21 protein-coding genes and 2 rRNA genes (1 of these 23 only partly in view) are annotated in these 20,112 nt (G+C 72.4%); 13 read left to right on the top strand and 10 right to left on the bottom strand.

Going from position 1 to position 20,112, the window contains the following annotated elements:
* The 3 genes from EMA09_RS16115 to EMA09_RS16125 all read left to right on the top strand — a co-directional run.
* Window positions 1–1,700: ribosomal RNA gene (locus EMA09_RS16115) — 23S ribosomal RNA — on the top strand (it extends 1,398 nt beyond the left edge of the window).
* Window positions 1,701–1,758: 58 nt separating this feature from the next.
* Window positions 1,759–1,875, top strand: a 5S ribosomal RNA gene (gene rrf, locus EMA09_RS16120).
* Between the two features lie 86 nt (window positions 1,876–1,961).
* Window positions 1,962–2,450 (top strand): GNAT family N-acetyltransferase, encoded by a 489-nt coding sequence (locus EMA09_RS16125; protein ID WP_129841717.1) that lies wholly within the window; start codon window positions 1,962–1,964, stop codon window positions 2,448–2,450.
* On the opposite strand, the gene EMA09_RS16130 is transcribed toward EMA09_RS16125, so the two are convergent.
* Genes EMA09_RS16130 through EMA09_RS16150 form a run of 5 tightly spaced genes read right to left on the bottom strand, consistent with a single transcriptional unit; the run spans window position 2,431 to window position 8,869 of the window.
* Complete coding sequence (locus EMA09_RS16130) at window positions 2,431–3,630, bottom strand: type VI secretion protein (protein ID WP_129841718.1); 1,200 nt, start codon at window positions 3,628–3,630, stop codon at window positions 2,431–2,433. The genes EMA09_RS16125 and EMA09_RS16130 overlap by 20 nt on opposite strands.
* Window positions 3,631–3,642: 12 nt before the next feature.
* Window positions 3,643–5,055, bottom strand: a complete 1,413-nt coding sequence (locus EMA09_RS16135; RefSeq protein WP_129841719.1) for an ATP-binding protein — start codon at window positions 5,053–5,055, stop codon at window positions 3,643–3,645.
* Between the two features lie 46 nt (window positions 5,056–5,101).
* Complete coding sequence (locus tag EMA09_RS16140; RefSeq protein ID WP_129841720.1) at window positions 5,102–6,664, bottom strand: SCO6880 family protein; 1,563 nt, start codon at window positions 6,662–6,664, stop codon at window positions 5,102–5,104.
* Window positions 6,661–8,031 (bottom strand): hypothetical protein, encoded by a 1,371-nt coding sequence (locus EMA09_RS16145; protein WP_240796427.1) that lies wholly within the window; start codon window positions 8,029–8,031, stop codon window positions 6,661–6,663. Before EMA09_RS16145 ends, EMA09_RS16140 begins: the two co-directional genes overlap by 4 nt.
* On the bottom strand, window positions 8,021–8,869 hold the full coding sequence (locus tag EMA09_RS16150; protein ID WP_129841721.1) for a hypothetical protein: 849 nt from the start codon (window positions 8,867–8,869) through the stop codon (window positions 8,021–8,023). Before EMA09_RS16150 ends, EMA09_RS16145 begins: the two co-directional genes overlap by 11 nt.
* Window positions 8,870–9,176: 307 nt before the next feature.
* Here EMA09_RS16150 and EMA09_RS16155 point away from each other — a divergent pair, with 307 nt between their 5' ends.
* From EMA09_RS16155 to EMA09_RS16165, 4 genes are all read left to right on the top strand, one after another.
* On the top strand, window positions 9,177–9,713 hold the full coding sequence (locus tag EMA09_RS16155) for an ATP-binding protein (RefSeq protein ID WP_129841722.1): 537 nt from the start codon (window positions 9,177–9,179) through the stop codon (window positions 9,711–9,713).
* Window positions 9,694–10,146: a GNAT family N-acetyltransferase gene (locus EMA09_RS16160; RefSeq protein ID WP_129841723.1), complete on the top strand. Its 453-nt coding sequence runs from the start codon at window positions 9,694–9,696 to the stop codon at window positions 10,144–10,146. Before EMA09_RS16155 ends, EMA09_RS16160 begins: the two co-directional genes overlap by 20 nt.
* The gene (locus EMA09_RS28400; protein WP_168220737.1) at window positions 10,125–10,280 is read left to right on the top strand and encodes a hypothetical protein; all 156 of its coding nucleotides are present in this window, start codon (window positions 10,125–10,127) and stop codon (window positions 10,278–10,280) included. Before EMA09_RS16160 ends, EMA09_RS28400 begins: the two co-directional genes overlap by 22 nt.
* 87 nt (window positions 10,281–10,367) lie before the next feature.
* Window positions 10,368–10,652 carry an STAS domain-containing protein gene (locus EMA09_RS16165; protein ID WP_168220738.1) on the top strand — a complete coding sequence of 95 codons (285 nt, stop codon included), beginning with the start codon at window positions 10,368–10,370 and terminating at the stop codon, window positions 10,650–10,652.
* 16 nt (window positions 10,653–10,668) lie between these two features.
* Here the strand turns inward: EMA09_RS16165 and EMA09_RS16170 are convergent, their stop codons facing one another.
* Complete coding sequence (locus EMA09_RS16170; RefSeq protein WP_129841725.1) at window positions 10,669–11,715, bottom strand: sigma-70 family RNA polymerase sigma factor; 1,047 nt, start codon at window positions 11,713–11,715, stop codon at window positions 10,669–10,671.
* A 96-nt stretch (window positions 11,716–11,811) separates the two neighbouring features.
* A complete protein-coding gene (locus EMA09_RS16175; protein ID WP_129841726.1) occupies window positions 11,812–12,474 on the bottom strand; it encodes a hypothetical protein in 663 nt (220 codons plus the stop codon).
* Between the two features lie 98 nt (window positions 12,475–12,572).
* Here EMA09_RS16175 and EMA09_RS16180 point away from each other — a divergent pair, with 98 nt between their 5' ends.
* Complete coding sequence (locus EMA09_RS16180) at window positions 12,573–14,093, top strand: TerD family protein (RefSeq protein ID WP_129841727.1); 1,521 nt, start codon at window positions 12,573–12,575, stop codon at window positions 14,091–14,093.
* A 33-nt stretch (window positions 14,094–14,126) separates the two neighbouring features.
* Here EMA09_RS16180 and EMA09_RS16185 read toward each other — a convergent pair whose 3' ends face one another.
* The 3 genes from EMA09_RS16185 to EMA09_RS16195 all read right to left on the bottom strand — a co-directional run bounded on the left by EMA09_RS16185 (window position 14,127) and on the right by EMA09_RS16195 (window position 16,353).
* On the bottom strand, window positions 14,127–15,026 hold the full coding sequence (locus tag EMA09_RS16185) for a DNA-formamidopyrimidine glycosylase family protein (RefSeq protein ID WP_129841728.1): 900 nt from the start codon (window positions 15,024–15,026) through the stop codon (window positions 14,127–14,129).
* Between the two features lie 77 nt (window positions 15,027–15,103).
* Window positions 15,104–15,436 carry a hypothetical protein gene (locus EMA09_RS16190; RefSeq protein ID WP_129841729.1) on the bottom strand — a complete coding sequence of 111 codons (333 nt, stop codon included), beginning with the start codon at window positions 15,434–15,436 and terminating at the stop codon, window positions 15,104–15,106.
* 5 nt (window positions 15,437–15,441) lie between these two features.
* Window positions 15,442–16,353: a hypothetical protein gene (locus EMA09_RS16195; RefSeq protein WP_129841730.1), complete on the bottom strand. Its 912-nt coding sequence runs from the start codon at window positions 16,351–16,353 to the stop codon at window positions 15,442–15,444.
* A 156-nt stretch (window positions 16,354–16,509) separates the two neighbouring features.
* On the opposite strand from EMA09_RS16195, the gene EMA09_RS16200 reads away from it, so the two are divergent.
* The 5 genes from EMA09_RS16200 to EMA09_RS16220 all read left to right on the top strand — a co-directional run bounded on the left by EMA09_RS16200 (window position 16,510) and on the right by EMA09_RS16220 (window position 20,030).
* A complete protein-coding gene (locus EMA09_RS16200) occupies window positions 16,510–17,211 on the top strand; it encodes a UbiX family flavin prenyltransferase (RefSeq protein ID WP_129841731.1) in 702 nt (233 codons plus the stop codon).
* A 149-nt stretch (window positions 17,212–17,360) separates the two neighbouring features.
* Window positions 17,361–17,822, top strand: coding sequence for an Lrp/AsnC family transcriptional regulator (locus EMA09_RS16205; protein ID WP_129841732.1), 462 nt, complete (start codon window positions 17,361–17,363; stop codon window positions 17,820–17,822).
* A gap of 42 nt (window positions 17,823–17,864) precedes the next feature.
* Window positions 17,865–19,031: an aminofutalosine synthase MqnE gene (gene mqnE, locus EMA09_RS16210; protein WP_129841733.1), complete on the top strand. Its 1,167-nt coding sequence runs from the start codon at window positions 17,865–17,867 to the stop codon at window positions 19,029–19,031.
* A 62-nt stretch (window positions 19,032–19,093) separates the two neighbouring features.
* The gene (locus EMA09_RS16215; RefSeq protein ID WP_129844077.1) at window positions 19,094–19,615 is read left to right on the top strand and encodes a GNAT family N-acetyltransferase; all 522 of its coding nucleotides are present in this window, start codon (window positions 19,094–19,096) and stop codon (window positions 19,613–19,615) included.
* A 91-nt stretch (window positions 19,616–19,706) separates the two neighbouring features.
* Window positions 19,707–20,030, top strand: a complete 324-nt coding sequence (locus EMA09_RS16220; RefSeq protein WP_129841734.1) for a DUF4229 domain-containing protein — start codon at window positions 19,707–19,709, stop codon at window positions 20,028–20,030.
* Window positions 20,031–20,112: the final 82 nt, after the last annotated feature.

Here is a 20,112-nt window from a genome sequence, read left to right on the forward strand (position 1 = left end):
TGACTAAGGGTTCCTGGGTCAAGTTGATCTGCCCAGGGTAAGTCGGGGCCTAAGGCGAGGCCGACAGGCGTAGTCGATGGATAACCGGTTGATATTCCGGTACCCGCTGTGAAGCGCCAGCGCTGAATCTCCTGATGCTAAGCCCGTGAAGCCCCATGTTGCCTTCGGGTGGTGTGGTGGTGGAGCCGGTGGTCCGAGGGGGTAGTAGGTGAGTGATGGGGTGACGCAGGAAGGTAGTCCATCCCGGGCGGTGGTTGTCCCGGGGTAAGGGTGTGGCCCGTCGTGCAGGTAAATCCGTGCGACATTGAGGGTGAGGCCTGATGCGGAGCCGATTGTGGTGAAGTGGATGATCCTATGCTGTCGAGAAAAGCCTCTAGCGATGTTTCATGGTGGCCCGTACCCGAAACCGACTCAGGTGGTCAGGTAGAGTATACCGAGGCGTTCGGGTGAACTATGGTTAAGGAACTCGGCAAATTGCCCCCGTAACTTCGGGAGAAGGGGGGCCGCTTCTGGTGAAGACCTTTTCGGTTGGAGCTGGGGGTGGCCGCAGAGACCAGCGAGAAGCGACTGTTTACTAAAAACACAGGTCCGTGCGAAGCTGTAAGGCGATGTATACGGACTGACGCCTGCCCGGTGCTGGAACGTTAAGGGGACCGGTTAGCTCTTTCGGGGGCGAGGCTGGGAACTTAAGCGCCAGTAAACGGCGGTGGTAACTATAACCATCCTAAGGTAGCGAAATTCCTTGTCGGGTAAGTTCCGACCTGCACGAATGGCGTAACGACTTCTCGACTGTCTCAACCATAGGCCCGGTGAAATTGCATTACGAGTAAAGATGCTCGTTTCGCGCAGCAGGACGGAAAGACCCCGGGACCTTTACTATAGCTTGATATTGGTGTTCGGTTCGGCTTGTGTAGGATAGGTGGGAGACTGTGAAGCTTGAGCGCCAGCTTGGGTGGAGTCGTTGTTGAAATACCACTCTGGTCGTGCTGGATGTCTAACCTGGGTCCGTGATCCGGATCGGGGACAGTGTCTGGTGGGTAGTTTAACTGGGGCGGTTGCCTCCTAAAGAGTAACGGAGGCGCCCAAAGGTTCCCTCAGCCTGGTTGGTTATCAGGTGGTGAGTGTAAGTGCACAAGGGAGCTTGACTGTGAGACTGGCGGGTCGAGCAGGTGCGAAAGCAGGGACTAGTGATCCGGCGGTGGCTTGTGGGAGCGCCGTCGCTCATCGGATAAAAGGTACCCCGGGGATAACAGGCTGATCTTCCCCAAGAGTCCGTATCGACGGGATGGTTTGGCACCTCGATGTCGGCTCGTCGCATCCTGGGGCTGGAGTTGGTCCCAAGGGTTGGGCTGTTCGCCCATTAAAGCGGTACGCGAGCTGGGTTTAGAACGTCGTGAGACAGTTCGGTCCCTATCCGCTGTGCGCGTTGGAGTCTTGAGAAGGGCTGTCCCTAGTACGAGAGGACCGGGACGGACGAACCTCTGGTGTGCCAGTTGTCCTGCCAAGGGCATGGCTGGTTGGCTACGTTCGGGAGGGATAACCGCTGAAAGCATCTAAGCGGGAAGCCTGCTTCGAGATGAGGACTCCCACCCACTTTGATGGGGTAAGGCCCCCGTTTGACGAGCGGGTTGATAGGCCGGAGATGGAAGCCCTGTGAGGGGTGGAGTTGACCGGTACTAATAGGCCGAGGGCTTGTCCATAGATGCTCGCGTCCACTGTGAAGTTCGAAGCCGGCCTGGCTGGTGCACCCATAGGTGTTCCGGTGGTCATGGCGGAGAGGAAACGCCCGGTTACATTCCGAACCCGGAAGCTAAGCTCTCCAGCGCCGATGGTACTGCATGGGGGACCGTGTGGGAGAGTAGGTCACCGCCGGACAATTATTGAAAAAGCAGGGTCCGTTGATTCGTCAACGGACCCTGCTTTGTTTGCGTGGTGGAGTCCCGGGTGCGACGATCGGCCGCATGACCTACACGGTGCGGCGCACAGCGCGGGAGGACTGGTGGGAGTTCCGCGCGCTTCGGCTCGCGGCTCTCCGCGACCCCGTGGCGCCGCTGGCGTTCTACGAGGCGTACGAGGAAGCGATCCGGCTCCCCAGGAGCGAATGGGAGCGGCGCGCCGCCGACGACGAGACGGTGACGCTCATCGGCGAGACCGAAGCCGGTGAATGGGGCGGAATGCTGGGGCATTACCGCCGCTACGGGCGTGTCACCGTCGTCGGCGTCTACGTGCTGCCCGCCCACCGGGGAACCGGCCTCGCCCACTCGCTGATGGAGACCGTCGTCGAGGGGGCGGCCGGCCGGGAGATCCGGCTGCGCGTCCACGAGGACAACACGAGGGCGGCCCGGTTCTACCGTTCCCTCGGGTTCACCGCCATCAGCGAGGTGCAGCGCGAACCCGGCGCGCCGGGCTACCGCACGTACGAGCTGGCGCTCAGACCGGCCCGCCGATGACCGTCAGGCCAGGCCAGGCGACGGACAGCTCGGCCACCAGCGCGTGCCGCAGCGGCGCCGTCTCGCGATGGGCACCCGCGATGTAGAGGGTGCCGCCCTCGCCCGCCAGGTTGTCCAGCGCGAGGACATCGACGCGTCCCGGGCTGCACGCCTGGCGGATGTGCACCTGCTCCAGGCCGGTCAGGGCACGTGCGACGAGGTCCAGCGCGGCGTCCCTGCGGACCGGGTGGCCGGTCAGTGCGCTCTCCAGCTCCATGACGGCGCCACCCGCCGCCCGGGGATGTGTCCGCAGGATCTTCGCGGGCTCGCCGGCCGAGCGGCCGAGCGCCCAGCGGTGGACCTGCTGCAGCGGCTGCCCGGCGAGTGCCGCCGCGTGGAGATAGCACCGGAGGAGCGTCTCCGCGGTGGAGGCGTCCAGGGTGAAGACGGGCTCCACCGGGCGCACGGGGTCGAGCAGTGCCGTGGCCCGGCGGCGGGCCACCGGCATGTCCTCGCAGCCGCGCAGCGGGGACCAGCGCAGCCGCACCGTCGAGTCGGTGGCGTGCCCCGGGTCGTAGACGTGCACGGGACCGGATTTCGTGCGGCGGCGCCCCGTCCGCGTCCACAGGGAGCCGTCCGGGTCGACGACGACGAGCCCCGGGGGTGCCGTGAGGACGGCGGTCGCGTGGTCCTCGCGGGCGGGCACCGGGACGGGCACAGGCACCGCCGGCGCGGCGAGGGGCTCAGGCTCCGGCACCGCGGCGGGGACCTGTTCCGCTTCCCACGACTGCTCCACGGGCTGTGCACGGTCGGCAGGTCGTGACCGGTCCACAGGCTGTGGACGGGGCGCGCCGCGGCGGGCACGCCAGCGGGCGATCCGTACGTACAGGGCAAGAGCCGTGCAGAACACGAGGATGACCTGCACCAGGAAGGCACCCCAGACGGCGGCAGCGCCGGGCAGGTCCTCGGGCGCGGCTTCCGGCCAGGCCGCGGGGACGTCCCCCGGCGCGGTGAGGAACGAACGGACGGCGCCCGCCGTGGAGAAGAACGTCACGCCGGACGGCCACGCCCCGCCCGTGACGAGGCCGGCGAGGCCCGTCGCGGTCCAGATGAGCGCGGTCAGCGCCAGCATCAGGGCGAGCCCGCCGATGAGGAGGGCGTCCGGGACGCCGCCGCGTGCGGCGCGCGGTGCTTCGGTCACTGCTCTCCCCGGCTAGCCGACGCCCTGGTGCTTCTCGAACGACATGACGCGCGCCTCCGTCTCGGCCTCGAACGGGTCGTCGGCGTCCTGGTCGAACGGGTCCTCCGCGCGGGGGGCCGACGACTCGGTCATGGCGCGGTCGGTGAAGACGAGGGGCCGTTCGGCCTCGGTGACGAGGTGCTTGACGACCTGCACGTTGCCGTTGACGTCCCAGACGGCCATGCCGGGCGTGAGGGTCGGGATGATCTCCACGGCCCAGCGCGGCAGGCCGAGGACCTGCCCGGTGGCGCGGGCCTCGTCGGACTTCTGGGCGTAGATCGTGCGGGTCGACGCCATCTTGAGGATTGCGGCGGCCTCCTTCGCCGCCGCGCCGTCGATGACGTCCGACAGGTGGTGGACGACGGCGACGAACGACAGACCCAGACGGCGGCCGAACTTCAGCAGCCGCTGGAACAACTGCGCCACCGAGGGCGAGTTGATGATGTGCCAGGCCTCCTCCACCAGGAAGATGCGCTTCCTGCGGTCCGGCCTGATCCAGGTGTGCTCCAGCCAGACACCGACGATCGCCATGAGGATCGGCATGGCGATGGAGTTGCGGTCGATGTGGGACAGGTCGAAGACGATGAGCGGCGCGTCCAGGTCGATGCCGACGGTCGTCGGGCCGTCGAACATGCCGCGCAGGTCGCCGTCGACCAGGCGGTCGAGGACCAGCGCCACGTCCAGGCCCCAGGCGCGGACGTCCTCCAGATCGACGTTCATGGCGTCGGCGGCCTCGGGCAGCGGATGCCGGAGGCGCTCCACGATGTCCGTGAGGATCGGCTGCCGGTCGGTCGTCGTCTGGTTGACGTAGGCGTGGGCGACCTTCAGGGCGAAGCCGGAACGCTCGTCCAGCAAACGGCCGAGGGCCACCTCGATGATGGTCCGCAGCAGCGCGAGCTGGCCCGTGGTGGTGATGGCGGGGTCGAGCGGATTGAGGCGGACGTTGCCGTCGAGGGTGGCCATCGGATCGAGGCGGATCGGTGTGATGCCGAGTTCCTGGGCGATCAGGTTCCATTCGCCGACGCCGTCCTCGCCCTGGGCGTCCAGGACGACGACCTGGCGGTCGCGGAACCTGAGCTGGCGCAGGACGTACGTCTTCTCCAGGGCGGACTTGCCGTTGCCCGACTCGCCGAGGACCAGCCAGTGCGGGGCGGGGAGCTGCTGGCCGTAGAGCTGGAACGGGTCGTAGATGTAGCCCTTGCCGCTGTACACCTCGCGGCCGATGATGACGCCCGAGTCGCCGAGGCCGGGGGCCGCGGTCGGGAGGTAGACGGCCTGGGCCTGGCCGGTGGAGGTACGGACGGGGAGCCGGGTGGTCTCGGTGCGGCCGAAGAGCAGGCCGGTGAACGCCTCCGTGATGAGGCTCAGCGGATCGCGCGCGGGCATGTCCGTACCTCCTTCTGCGTCCCCGGGCGGCGGGCGCCGGGCGTGGTCATCGTCTGATCCCCGTCGCGAACGGCAGGGTGTTGACGAACGCGCGGTGGTGCTCGCGGTCGCACCACTCCAGCTTCAGGTACGACTTGCCGGCGGAGGCGCGGATCGTGCGCTTGTCGCGGGCGAGGGCCTCCGGGTCGGGCGAGGAGACGGTGAGGTAGCCGACGAGGTTGACGCCCGCCGCGCCGGAGGCGAGGTCGTCGCCCCGCTGGTCGATGCGGCCGTGGGCGGCGATGTCGCGGGGGTCGACGGTGCGGTTCATCTTGGCGGCGCGCGACGCCTCGGCGGCGTCGTTCGTCTTCTCGGTGAGCATCCGCTCGATGGCGATCTCGGTGGGCTCCAGGTCCATGCAGACGGCGACCGTGCGGATCACGTCGGGGGTGTGGACGAGGAGCGGCGCGAGGAAATTCACGCCGACCGGGGTCATCGGCCACTCCTTGACCCAGGCCGTCGCGTGGCACCACGGCTCGCGGGTCTCCGACTCGCGGGTCTTCGCCTGGAGGAACGTCGGCTCGCGGGCGTCGAGCTCGGCGGGCCAGGCGTTGCGCCGGGACATGGCCTGGATGTGGTCGATCGGGTGGTCCGGGTCGTACATGGAGTGGACGAGGGACGCGAGCCGCGCCTCGCCCAGCGGCTGCCGCACGCGGATGTCGGCCTCGGCGAGCCGGGCGCAGATGTCGGTCAGCTCGCGGGCCATGATGACGGCGAGCGCCTCGTCCTGCGACATGCCGCGGCCGCGGCCCCTGCCCCGGCCGGAGCGGGCCGCCCTGGCGATGCTGTGCGCCTCGTTCGCCAGCTCGCGGGAGTGGTGCATGCAGGCGACGAGGTAGGCGCGGTGCTGCTCGCTCGACGTGGACACCATCGACTGGAGCTGCTCGTACGAGTCCTGGATCCAGTGGGGGGCGGTGGCGTCGCCGCGCTCCCGGACGTCGTTGGCGTGGGCGTCGGGGTCGGCGGGGAGGGTGCGGGCCAGCATCTGGAGGCGGGAGACGTGGCCGTCGCCGTTGGCGACGTGCTTCAGGAGGGTGCCGAAACGTTCGACCAGCGCCTCCTGGTCCTCGCTGTCGCGCAGGCCGACGCCGGGGCCCTCGATCTCGATGGCGGCGGTGATGGTGCGGCGTTCGGTGTGGAGGAGGACGGCCAGCTCGTCCGGGCCGAACGCGGCGGCCAGCCACTGGATGGGGCCGACGCCGGGCGGTGTGCCGATCTCGACCTCCGCCCCGTCCAGCCGGACACCGGCCTCGGGGGCGGCGGAGCGGTAGGTCGCACCCTTGCGCTGCGTGCGGCGGAAATAGCGGTTGATCTCGAACCACCTGTAGAACGTGCGGCCCCGGTAGGGCATGTAGACGGCGGCCAGGGCCAGGATCGGGAAGCCGGCCAGGCCCGCGATGCGGACGGGGAGCACCGGGATGACGAGGCCGCTCACCATGCCGAGGAACGCGCCGGCGACGATGAGCGCGATCTCGCCGGTCTCGCGGTTGCGGCCGACGATGGACTGGGGGCGCGCCCGGCCGATGAGGTAGGTGCGGCGCCTGGTGAGGGTGTGCGGTGGGGCGGTCATCCACTACCTCCTCGGTTTCCCGTGCCCGCTGCAGGCCCCGGTCCGCCGCTGCCGCCGGACGGTGGGGTGCTCTGGCCCGTACGGCTGCCGTGGGCGGCGACGCCGCCGGCCAGCGGGTTCGCGGGGCGGCTCGCGCCGCCGCCGGCGCCGGACGCGGCCGCCGCGCCGCCGGCCGCGCCGTCGCGGGTGCCGTGGGTGGACATGCCCTGGCGGAGCATGGTGGCGGGTGTGGAGAGCGCGGCGCCGGCGGCACGGCTCGAGGTGTCCTGGCGCATGGCGCGCTGGCTCACGATCTCGTCGCCGAAGCCCGGGACGAATCGGTAGATCATCGCGGAGGCGAAGATGGCCAGCAGGATGATGGCGAGGCCGGAGACGATCGAGGAGACGGCGGTGGGGCCGTCGTCCTCGCCGGTGGTGAGTGCGGCGGCGAGGCCGAGGACGATCACGATGACCGGTTTGATGAGGATGACGGCGATCATGATGCCGGCCCATCGGCGGACGTGGCCCCAGAGGTTCTTGTCGACGAGACCGGCGTAGACGGCGGTGCCGAGGAGCGCGCCGACGTACAGCATGGCGGCGCGGATGACGAGTTCGAGGGCGAGGACGCCGGCGGCGAGGATCGAGATCAGGGAGACGACGATCAGCATGATCGGGCCGCCGCCGATGTCCTCGCCGGCCTGGAGGGCGTCGGCGAAGTCGCCGAAGAACGCGTCCGAGTTGTCCCCCGTGCCGGCGACGATGCCCTCGGTCATGCCGTCCGTCGCGGAGACGACGGAGTAGAGGATCAGCGGGGTGAACGCGGAGGCCATGACGGTCAGCCAGAGGTAGCCGATGGCCTCGGAGAACGAGGTGGTGAGGGGGACACCGCGGATCGCTCGCTTCACGACGGCGAGGAGCCAGAGGATCAGCGTGAGGACGGTGGAGGCGGCGAAGACGACGGCGTACTGGCGGAGGAACGAGGTGTTCGTGAAGTCGACGTTGGTGGTGGAGTCGACCAGCTCCGACAGCTCGTTGACGATCCAGGCGGCGGCGTCGGCGCAGCCGCGGGCGAGGGAGGACAGGGGGTCGAGCGAGTCGTCGAGCGGGCTGTCCAGTCCGGAACCGCCGCCGTTGGCGGGGTCGTCGTCGCAGAAGTCCTGTGCTCCGCCGGGGATGAGGGAGCAGTCGGGAGTCACCGTGTCCGTCGGCGCCGTGGTGTCGCCGCTCGGGTCGTCCGGGTCCGGTTCGTCGGTCTCGTCGGCGCGCGCGGTGGACGCGGTCGCGAGGACGAGGGCGGACATGCCGATGAGGCCGCCGGCGGCCGCGGGGGCCAGGGCGGCGGCGCGGCGCAGCGGCAGGAGCACGCGGAGGCGTGTGCTAGCGCGCATAGGTGAACCCTCCGTACGTCTCGACCGCTTCGGCGATCTCCTCCGCCCCGGACACGACGTCGTCGCCGTTGACCGGGGCCGGTCCCTCGGTCTGCTCGGTGCTCAGCACCTTCCAGTCTCCGTCTTCCCAGACGAGTTCGAAGTGGAGCGTGAACCAACTGGTGCGGACGGGCGTTTGCGAATCCGTTCCGGCGAGTCCGAAGAGGCCCATGCACCAGACCGACACGGAGGCGGTGGTGTCGGTGGTCGCGGTGGTGGTGGAGCCGACGGGGAGGGTGCGGTTGACGAAGGTGATGCCGGCGGGGGCGGTGCCGTCCGCGTTCAGCCCGATGCGCTCGTTGAGATCCTGGCTGTAGTCGGAGTCGAGGCCGGCCATGAGTTCGTCGCGCGTGGTGGCGGAACTGATGGTCTCCACGATGGTGCGGCGGCGGTCCGGGTCGAACATCTCCGTGCCGCCGAGGGCGACGGCGTAGTTGGCCGCCGCGCTCTGGGCGCCCTGGGCGTCCTGCGCGTAGCCGGTGGGGATGCCGTTGAACGAGCCGTCCACGGGCTGCTGTCCGGAAGGGGCCGTCGACTCGGCGCGGTCCTCACCGCCGTCCGCCGTGGCGGACGAGCCGCCGTCGTCCGACGCTTCCCCGCCGTCGTCCTGGCGGTTCTGGTTGGCGAAGACGATGGCCGCGAGCAGGAGGACGACGACGCACACGATCGCGCCGATGCTGCGGCCGGTCGAGGGGCCGGAACGGCGCGGGCCCGGATCCGGCTGGTCGGGAAGGCGCGTACGGGTCTGCGCGGGGACGCCTCGGGCGCGCGTGTCGTCGTAGTCGTCGCCATAGCTCATAATCGCGCCCTCTCAACAGCGGCGAGTCTATTACCTCCTCACCCGACGTTAGCGCTCTTCACCGACGTTCTGCCTCCGCGCGGGGGGAGTTGGCCGGAGTGGGCCGTGACGGGACGGTGGACGGGGTGCCGGGTGGTGCGGTTCATGCCGGTGGGGCGGGAGGGATTTATCACTCCTCGACACGGTTAGATCGCGGTGCGCTGCACAGGTATCTGTCGGTGTCCGCGAGCGCGGGGCGTGGTCGGGCACCGGGTGTCCGAAACAGTCCGGTCTGGCCGGTCAGGTGTCATGGGAAGGTCAGGTCAGCATGTGTTCGATCGCTGTGCCGGAGTTCGCGGCGGTGCGGCAGGGGGCCGATTTCTCGCTCACCTTCCCGCCCGAGCCGCGGTGGGTGCGGGGCGCCAGGGACGCGGTGCGCACGGCGCTGGCGCCGGTGGTGCGGCCGGGGTCCGAACTGGTCGAGACGGCCGCGCTGCTGACGTCCGAGGTGGTCACCAACGCGGTCACGGCGTCGCGGGACGGCCACTCGGCCGACCCGGTGGCCCTCTACGCGGAGTGGTCGCCCGCCGGCGGCGTCCGGGTCCTGGTGCGGGACGGCGCGCCGGGCGGGCCGCCGGCGGTGCGGCCCCAGCCTGACGACGAGGCGGAGCACGGACGCGGGCTGCTGCTGATGGCGCTGTTCGCCAGCGACTGGGGTGTGTGCCGGCACCTGCCCGGGCGCGGGAAGGTGGTCTGGTTCACGCTGGCCGGTGACGGGGAGGAGCCGGTGCCCGCCGGCGTGGAATCGGGTGGCGACGGGCCGGGCAGCGTGTTCGGATGGCCGGGTGACGAACGGGAAGCATGAGGCGGACGGGAGTGCGGTACGGGTCCGGGCGGCCGTCCCGGCGGACATCGAGGCGGTCCTGGCGTTCTGGCGGCACGCGGCCGAGGGCGTGAGCATCAGCGACGATCCGGCCGGCGTCGGCCGGCTCGTGGAGCGCGACGCCGGCGCGCTGCTGCTCGCCGGGACGGCGGAGGAGAGCGTCGTGGGCACGGTGATCGCCGGTTTCGACGGGTGGCGGTGCCATCTGTACCGGCTCGCCGTCGCCCCCGCGTGGCGCAGGCGCGGTGTGGCCACGGCGCTCCTGGACGCTGCGGAGCGCCGGTTCGCGGAGCTGGGCGGGCGGCGGGCCGACGCGATGGTGCTGCGCGACAACGCCCTCGCGCACCACGCCTGGTCGGCCCGGGGCTACCGGCCGCAGGAGGAGTGGGAGCGGTGGATCAAGCCGCTGGTGTGAACCGGGGCGTGCCGGCCGGTGGGCTCGGCCCCGGCGGCACCGTCCGGCTCGCCATGCGTCCGGGTCCCGGGAGTGTGCTCGTCGGGACGGTCACCGCGCCCCGGGGGCACCGGATCACCGGCCGCTCCGGCTGACGCAGGCCCCTGACGGGAGCCTCCCGCACGCGGGGCGATGAGTCCGCGGTGGGCGGCGGGTCTTCCCGGCAGATGAGGAGGCCGCCGGTGAGAGCTGTGGAGTTCGTGGTGCGGGGTCCCCTGGTGCGGGGGGACGTGCCGGGGTTGTGCGGACGGCTGGCCGCGGCCGTGCGCCGGGTGGGCGCGGACGCGGTGACGGTGGATCTGGCGGCGCTGACGGCGGCGCCCTCGCCCGCCGCCGTGGAGGCGGTGGCCAGGATGCGGCTGACGGCCGGCCGGCTCGGCTGCCGGCTCACGTTCCGTCATGTGGCGGGTGACCTGCGGGACCTCCTCGTGGTGCTGGGACTCGGCGACGTGCTCGACGCCGCCTGACCCGCGTGGCGCCGCCTCACTCGGCCCCCGCCCCGTCGGTCCGCCCCGGCGGGAGGTGGTGGGGCAGGTCGAAGAGCGGGAAGAGCCGCGCGGTGTCGAGGAAGCTGTTGATGCCGGTGATGCGGTCGCCGGACACCTCGATCACCTGCAGCGCCCACGCGGTGTGCCCGCCCGCCGGATCGGCGCGGTAGTGGCCGAAGGCGGGGAGGCCGTTCGCGCGGGTGGGTATGAGGCGCGACCCGGCGCACGCGATGCCGGGGCCCGCCATCCAGCCGCGGATGTCCTCCGGGCCGCGGAACCACAGGTCGTACGGCGGCATGGAGAGGGTGGCGTCCTCGCGGAGCAGCGCCGTCAGGCTGTCGAGGTCGTAGCGCTCGAACGCGTCGAGGTAGCGGGCGAGCAGGCCCTTCTGCTCCGCGGTCAGGGCGCCGCCGTCGTCCGCGCCGTCCTGACCGGTCTCCGTCAGGCCGGTGCCGGCGAGGGTGGCGCGCGCCCGCTGGAGGGCGCTGTTGACGGAGGCGACGGTCGTACCGAGGAGTTCGGCGACCTCGGCCGCCCGCCAGCCCAGGACCTCCCGCAGCAGCAGGACGGCGCGCTGGCGCGGCGCGAGGTGCTGGAGGGCCGCGATGAGGGCCAGGCGCACGGACTCACGGGTCTCGGCCCGCTCGGCCGGATCGGCGGCGGGCAGGACGAGGCTGTCCGGCATGGGCTCGATCCAGACGGATTCCGGCAGCGGCGGGCCGAGCGTGGCCGAGGCGATCGGGGTGGGGGAGGAGAGGTCCATGGGACGGGCGCGGCGGCTGCTGCCGCTGAGCATGGTGAGGCAGACGTTGGTCGCGATGCGGTAGAGCCAGGAGCGCAGCGACGAGCGGCCCTCGAAGCGGTCCAGGCCGCGCCAGGCGCGGACCATGGTCTCCTGGACGGCGTCCTCCGCCTCGAAGGCGGAGCCGAGCATGCGGTAGCAGTGCGCGGTGAGTTCTCTGCGGTGCTGTTCGAGCTGGGCGTCGGTGAGCGGCCCGGTGGTGCCCGGTGCCGCGGGCGGGGTCGTGGCGGACTGGCTCATGGCATCCCCTGACGGTGGCCTGCCCCCTGGCCGGGGGTGGTCGTTCGGCGGTTGTCGTCACCCTAGCCAGGGGGTACGACAATCGCCGGTTGCCGCTCAGGGGCTCAGTTCCCCGGCCAGGTCCTCGGCCTCGTCACGGGTGAAGGAGCCGCTGATGACGACCTCGCCGCCGTCGATGCGGTCCAGCACGGCGGGGGAGGCGAGGAGCTCGCCGCCCTGGATGATGGCCAGCCGTGCCGGCGCGGCGTCGTCGGTGAGGCGGCTGTTCGCGATGGTGGCGGTCAGGTCGCCGAACGTCCGCGCGTCCTCGGGCAGCAGGACGAGGTCGACGACCCAGCCGCTGCCGCTGTCGGTGGCGTAGTCGGCGCGGGCGTCCTCCAGGCGTGCGACGGTCATGCTCCGGTCACGGTCGAGGGTGAGGCACTCGGCCGGGTCGTCCGCGGTGATGGTGGCCGGGTCGTCCGGGGCTGCGCAGGCGCCCTCCGTCGTGCCGGTGACGGCGACGAAGCGCAGGGGCTCGTCCATCGCGCGGTCCTCGCCGGACGACCCGGTGAGCCGTACCACGAGGAACAGCACCGCCGCCGCGGTCAGGACGAGGGCCGCGAGCAGCGCGGCGGGGCCCCACGGGTGGCGGCGCGGCCGGCCTGGCTCCGGCGGCGGGGGCGGGGGCGGCGGCCCGGCGAACGGCCCGCGCGCCGGTGGCGGAACGGCTGGTCCGGGTCTGTCCTGCCATGGAACGCTTGCGCCCCCAGAGCTCATCGGGGTCCCCTCCGCCGGTATGTCGAGGCGCTTAAAGTAGCGGTACCGGTGGCGGATGCACAGGCCGTCCGCCGGGCGGAGATCGGGGGTGCGTGGGTATGCGGGACCGGCTTCTCGACGGCCGCTACCGGATCGGGGAACGGCTCGGCGCCGGTGCCATGGGCACGGTCTGGGAGGCGTTCGACGTACGGCTGGAGCGGCCCGTCGCCGTGAAGGTGGTCGGTGCCGCCGCGGTCGGGCGCGATCCCCGGGCCAAGGAGCGGTTCGAGCGGGAGGCGAAGCTCCTGGCGGGGCTGTCGAGTCCGTTCATCGTCACCGTGCACGACACCGGCGAGTCGCGCTCGGAGGAGGACGGCGAACCGTTCCTCTACCTGGTGATGGAACGGCTGCGGGGCCGTTCGCTGGAACAGGTCCTCCGGGCGGAGCTGCCGCCGCTCGCCGATGTGGCGCGCTGGGGCGAGCACATCTGCCGCGCCCTGGCCGTCGCGCACGACTCGGGGGTCGTCCACCGCGACCTGAAACCGGCCAATGTGATGGTCGGCCCGGACGGGCTGGCGCGGGTGCTCGACTTCGGGATCGCGGCCGTCCTCGCCGAGTCCACGGACCACGCGCGCCTCACGTCCACCGGTGTGGTGGTCGGTACGCCCTCGTACATGTCGCCCGAGCAGGTCGAGGGCCGCACGGTCGACGCGCGCAGCGACCTGTACGCCGCCGGGTGCGTGCTGTACGCGCTGGCCACCGGCCGGCCGCCGTTCCTCGGTCCGTCCCTGTACCAGTTGCTGCGGCAGCAGATGGAGGAGCTGCCGGCGCCGCCCACGACGCTGCGCCCGGAACTGCCGGCCGGCTGGGACGACCTGATCCTCGCCATGCTGGCGAAGCGGCCCGCCGACCGGCCGGCGAGCGCCGCCAAGGTCGCGGAGCGGCTGCGGGACCTGACCCGGGGAGCGGCGGCGCACGGCGCGGTCGCCGTGCCGGCGCTGGCCGAGCCCGTCGCGTACGAGCCGACGCGGATCGATCCGCGGTCGGTCCTGCTGGCCAACTGCCCGCGTCCGGAGGGCGGCCGGCTGCCGCTGGCGACCGGGCAGCGGATGCGGCTGGCCGAAGTGCTGCCGGGCGTCGACACGTTCCGCGTCTGCCTCGACTGGCGGACGCCGGACGGCGCGGGGGTGGACGTGGACGGCAGCGCGTTCGTCGTGGACGGGGCGGGCGCCGTGCTGTCCGACGACCACTTCGTCTTCTACAACAATCCCGGCCCGGAGGGCGTGGGCGTCGAGCTGGGCGGTGACGACCCGGAGGCCGTCTTCACGGTCGGGCTGCGGAAGCTGCCGGGGCGGGCGGAGCGCGTCGTGTTCGCCCTGTCCGTGGACGAGTCGCAGGGCGGTACGGGCGACCTGTCGCGCGTCAGCCTGCTGCACACCCGGCTGCTCGGCGACCGGACCGACACCGAACTGCTGTGCTACGGCTTCCCCTCGGGGCCGACGGGAGCGACGGGCGTCACGCTGGGCGAGCTGGTCCGCGAGGAGGACGGCTGGTGGTTCTCCGCGGTCAGCCGGGCCTTCACGGACGGGCTGGCCGGCATCGCGCAGCACTACGGGGTCTCCGTGGACGGCGACGCCTGACGGACCGGCGGCCGTCACCGCCGCGAGCCCGTCTCACTTGAGGAGGCGGGACATGCGGCGGTCCGCGAGGAGCCGGCCGCCCGTCTGGCAGGCGGGGCAGTACTGGAGCGACGAGTCGCGGTAGGCGACCTCGCGTATCGTGCCGCCGCACTCGGGGCACGGCTCGCCGGTGCGGCCGTGGACGCGCAGACCGGACTTCTTCTCGCCCTTCGGCCGGCCGGCGGCGACGCCGAGGGAGCGGTCGACGGCGTCGCGCAGGGTGGTGGTGAGCGCGGCGTGGAGCCGGGCGGTCTCCTCCCCGGTGAGCCGGTCCGCCTGCCGGAACGGGGACATCCGGGCGGCGTGCAGGATCTCGTCGGAGTACGCGTTGCCCACGCCGGCGAGGACGCCCTGGTCCCGCAGGACGCCCTTGATCCGCCGGTTCCGCCCGGCCAGCAGGGCCGCGAGCGACGCGGCGGTGAACGAGGGGTCGAGCGGGTCGGGGCCGAGGCGCGCCACGCCGGGGACCTCGGCCGGGTCGCGGACGCAGTGCACGGCGAGGCGCTTCTGCGTGCCGGCCTCGGTGAGGTCGAAGCCGGGGCCGTCCGGGCCGTCGAGGGCGACGCGCAGGGCGAGCGGCCCCTTCCCGGGGCGCGGCGGGGCGGCCGGCAGCCGGTCGTGCCAGCGCAGCCGGCCGGTCCGCGCGAGGTGGACGACGAGGTGCAGCGGTCCGTCGGACGCCGCGCCGGACCCGGGGCCCGGGCCGAGCGCGAGGTCGAGGAACGTGCCGTGCCGCGCGACCGCGGTGACGGCGCGTCCCTCGGCGGCGGTGAGCGGCGGGTCGTAGGTCTTCAGGACATGGAAGGCGACGGGCAGGGCGCGGGCCACCCGCCGGCCGGTCGCACGGCCGTCGAGGAACACGCGCAGAGCCTCCACCTCGGGGAGTTCCGGCATGCGTCCAGCGTAGAACGGGCCACTGACAAACCGGTCGGTGCCGGACATGGGGGACGCGGCGGCCGGCCGCGTCCCGGTCAGGGCTGGACGGGACCCGGCACGTCGGCCCGGTCCGGGTCCTCGTTCCGCTCCGCCGCCTCGGCGCTCAGGTACATCAGGGCGACGGTCAGCTCGCGCGGGTCGAGCGGCCCGTCCGACTCGGGGGCCTTCAGCGACAGCGCGGAGCCGCCCGCGAGGGACAGGTCGAGGGGCAGCGTGCCGGCGTCGGCGCCGCCGAACTGACCGAGGTCGACGGTGGCGTCGGTCAGCACGCCCCCCCTGATCTCCAGGCGGGCCGTGACGGTGCCGTCCCCGTCGGCCGGCCGGTCCACGAGACGCGGCAGGCCGAACCGCTCGGCCTGGTCGTTCACGACGGTCAGCAGCGGTTCGAGGGCGTCCCAGGCGGCGGTGGCCGGCAGCGTGAGGTCGATCTGCTCGGCGCCGTCGGCGGTGCCCCGGTGGGTGAGCCGTCCCTCGCCCGCCGCGGCGTCGGCGATCCCGCCGGCCAGTTCGAGCTGTGCCCCGGGGTCGAGCAGCGCGGCGGTGTCGGTGAGGGTGGCGCCGACGAGCGCGGCCGTGCCGGCGTCCAGGCCCCCGCGTCCTGCAGGGCCTCGGCGTAGGCGTCGAACTGGTAGGGGTCGACCTCGGTCCAGTTGCCGGCGAGGGCGCCGGCCGCGGCCGAGACGGCGTCGGGCAGCCGGTCCGCGTCCTCCTCCAGCCGGTGCGCGCGGGCGACCGCCGCCTCGTCGCCGCCGTACACGTCGGCCACCAGCGCCTCGGCGCCGACGCGGATGTAGGTGCTCTCCCCGATGGACTTGACGCCGGTGACGTCGCGTCCGCCGAAGTTGACCGTGACGGCGCCGTCGAGGGGATCGCCGGGGCCGGTGTCGTTCATGCTCCGCTCGCGCTCCGGGTCGCCGACGGCCACGGTCAGCTCCAGGGCGGACAGCAGCCGGGCCGCGTCGTCACCGTCCTGCGCCGGGGCGCCGTCGCCGCCGGCGGACCGGGCGAGGTAGTCGGCCACCTGCCCGGGGGTCGCGTCGATGCCGGCGCCGATGGTCAGGGACTCCCAGGACAGCAGCTCCTCGACCGCGTCGGCGACGTCCTCGCGCGTCGCCCCCGCGCCGTCGGTGCCGGCGCCCGCCGCCGCCTGGCACGCCGCGGTCGCGGCCGTCAGGAGCGCCGCGCCGCCGAGGGCGGTCAGCCGGATGCGGAGTGACGTTCGGTGGTGCGGTCGGCGGGTACTGATGGCGGCACTCCAGGTCCGTGGGGGCGCTGTGCGGGGCACACAGTAGTGACTGAACACCGCGGTCACATCACACTCCGGTGCTATTTCAGTCTCCACGGCTCCTCCGCCGGGCCGACGCCGGACCTCCCCCGGTGCGCCGCCCGTCACGGTCGGGTGAAGACCCCGGTGGATCGTGTGACGGGCTAGCCTCGGCGCATGGACGCCAGGCACTCGCCGCCCGCGGGCGGCCCCGACCGGACGCGCCGCCCCTGGATCGTGGGGGTGTCCGGCGCGTCGGGCACCCCGTACGCGGCCGCCGCGCTGCGGGCGCTGCTCGACGCCGGGGAGGCGGTGGACCTGGTGGTGAGCCGGGCGGCCCGGCTGACCCTGCTGGACGAGACGGGCGCCCCGTTCCGCGACGCGCACTGGCGCGCCGACCTCAGGGCGTGGCTGGCGCGGGGTGCCGACGGCAAGCCGGAGACGTTCCCGGTGACCGAGGACGGGCTCGCCGACGTGCGGTACTGGCCGGCCGGTGACCTGGCGGCCGGGCCGTCGTCCGGGTCCTACCCGGCGCGCGGGATGCTGATCGTCCCGGCGTCCGTCGCCGCGGTCGCCGGGGTGTCGCTCGGGCTGTCGAAGGACCTGCTGCAGCGGGCGGCGGCGGTGACGCTGAAGGAACGGCGCCCGCTCGTCGTGGCGGTGCGCGAGACCCCGCTGAACGGGCCGACGCTGCGGCAGCTCGCCGACCTGGACGCGGCCGGCGCGGTCGTGCTGCCCGCGTCACCGGCGTTCTACGCGGGGGCCGCGCACATCCAGGACCTGGTGGACTTCGTGGCGGGCCGGGCACTGGACGCGGTGGGGGTGCCGCACGGGCTGTACCGCAGGTGGGGCGGCGCCCTGGGCGGCGGGCGCGCCTGAGCCCCGTCCGGGCGCCGCGTCCCGGGGCCGGGGACGGTGGCCGGCCTCCCAGTCGCAGGCCGCCGCGTGCCGATGCCTTAGATTCTTCTGTGCAAGCGACCGGACGACTGGAACCCTGGGGCACCGGGGAGTGAGGAAGGCTCTGCGCGATGGACGCGGTGGACAGACAGCTGATCCAGGCCCTCCGGGAGAACGGCCGCGCCTCGTACGCCGAGCTGGGCCGGCTCGTCGGCCTGTCCGGGCCGAGCGTCACCGACCGCATCAACCGCCTGGAGGCCGCCGGCGTCCTCACCGGTTACCGGGCCACCGTGGATGCGCGGTCGCTCGGCCTCGGGGTGACCGCGCTGATCGGCATCCAGCTCACGGACTCGGTGGACCACGAGGACGTGGCGGACCGGCTGCGGGAGTTCGGCGAGATCGAGGACTGCTGGTTCATCGCCGGGGACGACTCGTTCATGCTCAAGGTGCGCGCGGGCGACGTGGACGGCCTCGAACGCACGGTCCGCCGCCTGTCGGGCACCAAGGGCGTGTCGCGCACCCGGACGACCGTCGTGCTGTCCACGAAGTGGGAGAACCGGGTCGGCGAGCTTCCCGGCGCCGAGCGGGCGTAGGCTCGTCGGCGGAGCGACCTCGGCGAGAAGGAGACGCGACGCATGGACGCTGGGCTCAAGCGGGAGCTGGAGGAGAAGGTCCGCGCGGGTGAGCGGCTGTCCCGCGAGGACGGGATCGCGCTGTACGAGTCCGACGACCTGGCCTGGCTCGGCGGCCTCGCCCACGAGGTGCGGACGCGGCTGAACGGCGATGTCGTCCACTTCAACGTCAACCGCCACCTGAACATGACCAATGTGTGCACGGCCTCGTGCGCCTACTGCTCGTTCCAGCGCAAGCCGGGCGAGAAGGACGCGTACACCATGCGCATCGAGGAGGCGGTGCGCCTCGCGAAGGCGATGGAGGGCGACCGCCTCACCGAGCTGCACATCGTCAACGGCCTCCACCCCACGCTGCCGTGGCGCTACTACCCGCGGTCCCTGCGCGCGCTGAAGGAGGCCCTGCCGGACACCGTGTCCCTGAAGGCCTTCACCGCGACCGAGATCCACCACTTCGAGACCATCTCCGGTCTCTCGGCGTCCGAGATCCTCGACGAACTGATCGACGCCGGGCTCGAATCGCTCACCGGCGGCGGTGCGGAGATCTTCGACTGGGAGGTGCGGCAGCACATCGTCGACCACCGCACCCACTGGGAGGACTGGTCGCGCATCCACCGCCTGGCCCACGAGAAGGGCCTGAAGACGCCCTGCACCATGCTCTACGGCCACATCGAGGAGCCGCGCCACCGCGTCGACCACGTCCTGCGGCTGCGGGAGCTCCAGGACGAGACCGGCGGTTTCCAGGTCTTCATCCCGCTGCGCTACCAGCACGACTTCGTCGACATGAAGGACGGCAAGGTCCGCAACCGCCTCCAGGCCCGCACGACCATGGCGACCGGCGCCGAGGCCCTGCGGACGTTCGCGGTGTCCCGCCTGCTCTTCGACAACGTCCCGCACGTCAAGGTCTTCTGGGTCATGCACGGCCTGCAGACCGCGCAGCTCGCCCTCCAGCACGGCGCCGACGACATGGACGGCTCGGTCGTCGAGTACAAGATCACCCACGACGCGGACAACTACGGCACGCCCAACAAGCTCACCCGCGACGACCTCCTCGACCTCATCCGCGACGCCGGGTTCCGCCCCGTCGAGCGCAACACGCGCTACGAGATCGTCAGGGAGTACGAGGGACCCGACCCGGCGCGGCGCGAGTCGCCGCAGCCCATGCGGGTGTGACCGCCGTGCGCCCCACTCCCGCGGAGACGACCCCCGCGGCCGGCGCCGCGCGGCGGTACCGGCTGCGGTTCCTCCTCGACCCGGCCGTCACCCCGGCGCTGCGCCGCGACCTCGCCGACCTGTGGACGGACGTGACGAACGCCGGCGGCGCCGTCGGCTTCGTCCCGCCCGTCACCGCGCAGGACGTCGAACCCGCCCTGCGCCGCCACCTCATCGGCATGGCCGACGGCACCACGCGGCTGCTCCTCGGGCACACCGACGCCGGCCGGCCCGTCGCCACCGCCTTCCTCCGCCGCAACACTCACCCGCTGAAGCTCCACTGGGTGAACCTGGAGACGGTCATGGTCCACCCGGCCCACCAGGGCGGCGGCACCGGCCGCGAACTGCTGGCCGCCGCCGCGTCCGCCGCGCGGCGCGTGGACCCGGCGTTCACCGGCATACGCCTCACCTGCCGCGGCGGCACCGGCCTCGACCGCTTCTACGCCGCCTGCGGCTACCGCGAGATCGGCCGCCAGCCCGCCGCGATCCGTGTCGGCGAGGGCGACTTCCGCGACGACATCACGCTGTGGCTGCCGCTCGGCTGACCCACCCGCCGCGGCCGCGCGGCACCGTGCTTGACTGGAGGGACAGACCGGCGACGCGTACCGGGACGGCACGCGAAGGAGGAATCCGACCGTGAGCAGCACCCCCGACACCACCACCCCCGCCGCCACCGCCCGTCCGCGGCACGCCGCGCTGCGTTACTCGCTCCTGCGGCTGGCCGTCTTCGCCGCCTGCTTCGTCGTGGTCGCGATCCTGGCGAGCGCGGGTGTCGTCCCCGAGTCCCTCGGCGCGGCGAACCCGCTGTGGCTGGTCCTGGTCGCGCTGGTCGTCTCGGCGCCGATCAGCTTCATCGTGCTGCGCGGTCAGCGCGACGCGATGTCGCAGCAGGTCGCGCCCCACGTGGAGCGCGCCATGACGCGCCTGAACGCGAACCGTTCCATGGAGGACGGCGACTGACCGGGGCCGCCGCCCCGCCCCGCAGCACCCGGGCCGCCCGCCGACAGGTGGGCGGCCCGTGACGTGCTCACGTTCGAGTGTT

It is taken from the genome of Streptomyces sp. RFCAC02 (genome assembly GCF_004193175.1).
Classification (GTDB): Bacteria; Actinomycetota; Actinomycetes; order Streptomycetales; family Streptomycetaceae; genus Streptomyces.

Coding starts and splice junctions, on each gene's coding strand:
- EMA09_RS16125 (WP_129841717.1), top strand. CDS start 1,962: ATGACCTACACGGTGCGGCGCACAGCGCGGGAGGACTGGTGGGAGTTC.
- EMA09_RS16135 (WP_129841719.1), bottom strand. CDS start 5,055: ATGCCCGCGCGCGATCCGCTGAGCCTCATCACGGAGGCGTTCACCGGC.
- EMA09_RS16140 (WP_129841720.1), bottom strand. CDS start 6,664: ATGACCGCCCCACCGCACACCCTCACCAGGCGCCGCACCTACCTCATC.
- EMA09_RS16145 (WP_240796427.1), bottom strand. CDS start 8,031: ATGCGCGCTAGCACACGCCTCCGCGTGCTCCTGCCGCTGCGCCGCGCC.
- EMA09_RS16150 (WP_129841721.1), bottom strand. CDS start 8,869: ATGAGCTATGGCGACGACTACGACGACACGCGCGCCCGAGGCGTCCCC.
- EMA09_RS16155 (WP_129841722.1), top strand. CDS start 9,177: ATGTGTTCGATCGCTGTGCCGGAGTTCGCGGCGGTGCGGCAGGGGGCC.
- EMA09_RS16170 (WP_129841725.1), bottom strand. CDS start 11,715: ATGAGCCAGTCCGCCACGACCCCGCCCGCGGCACCGGGCACCACCGGG.
- EMA09_RS16175 (WP_129841726.1), bottom strand. CDS start 12,474: ATGAGCTCTGGGGGCGCAAGCGTTCCATGGCAGGACAGACCCGGACCA.
- EMA09_RS16180 (WP_129841727.1), top strand. CDS start 12,573: ATGCGGGACCGGCTTCTCGACGGCCGCTACCGGATCGGGGAACGGCTC.
- EMA09_RS16185 (WP_129841728.1), bottom strand. CDS start 15,026: ATGCCGGAACTCCCCGAGGTGGAGGCTCTGCGCGTGTTCCTCGACGGC.
- EMA09_RS16200 (WP_129841731.1), top strand. CDS start 16,510: ATGGACGCCAGGCACTCGCCGCCCGCGGGCGGCCCCGACCGGACGCGC.
- EMA09_RS16205 (WP_129841732.1), top strand. CDS start 17,361: ATGGACGCGGTGGACAGACAGCTGATCCAGGCCCTCCGGGAGAACGGC.
- mqnE (WP_129841733.1), top strand. CDS start 17,865: ATGGACGCTGGGCTCAAGCGGGAGCTGGAGGAGAAGGTCCGCGCGGGT.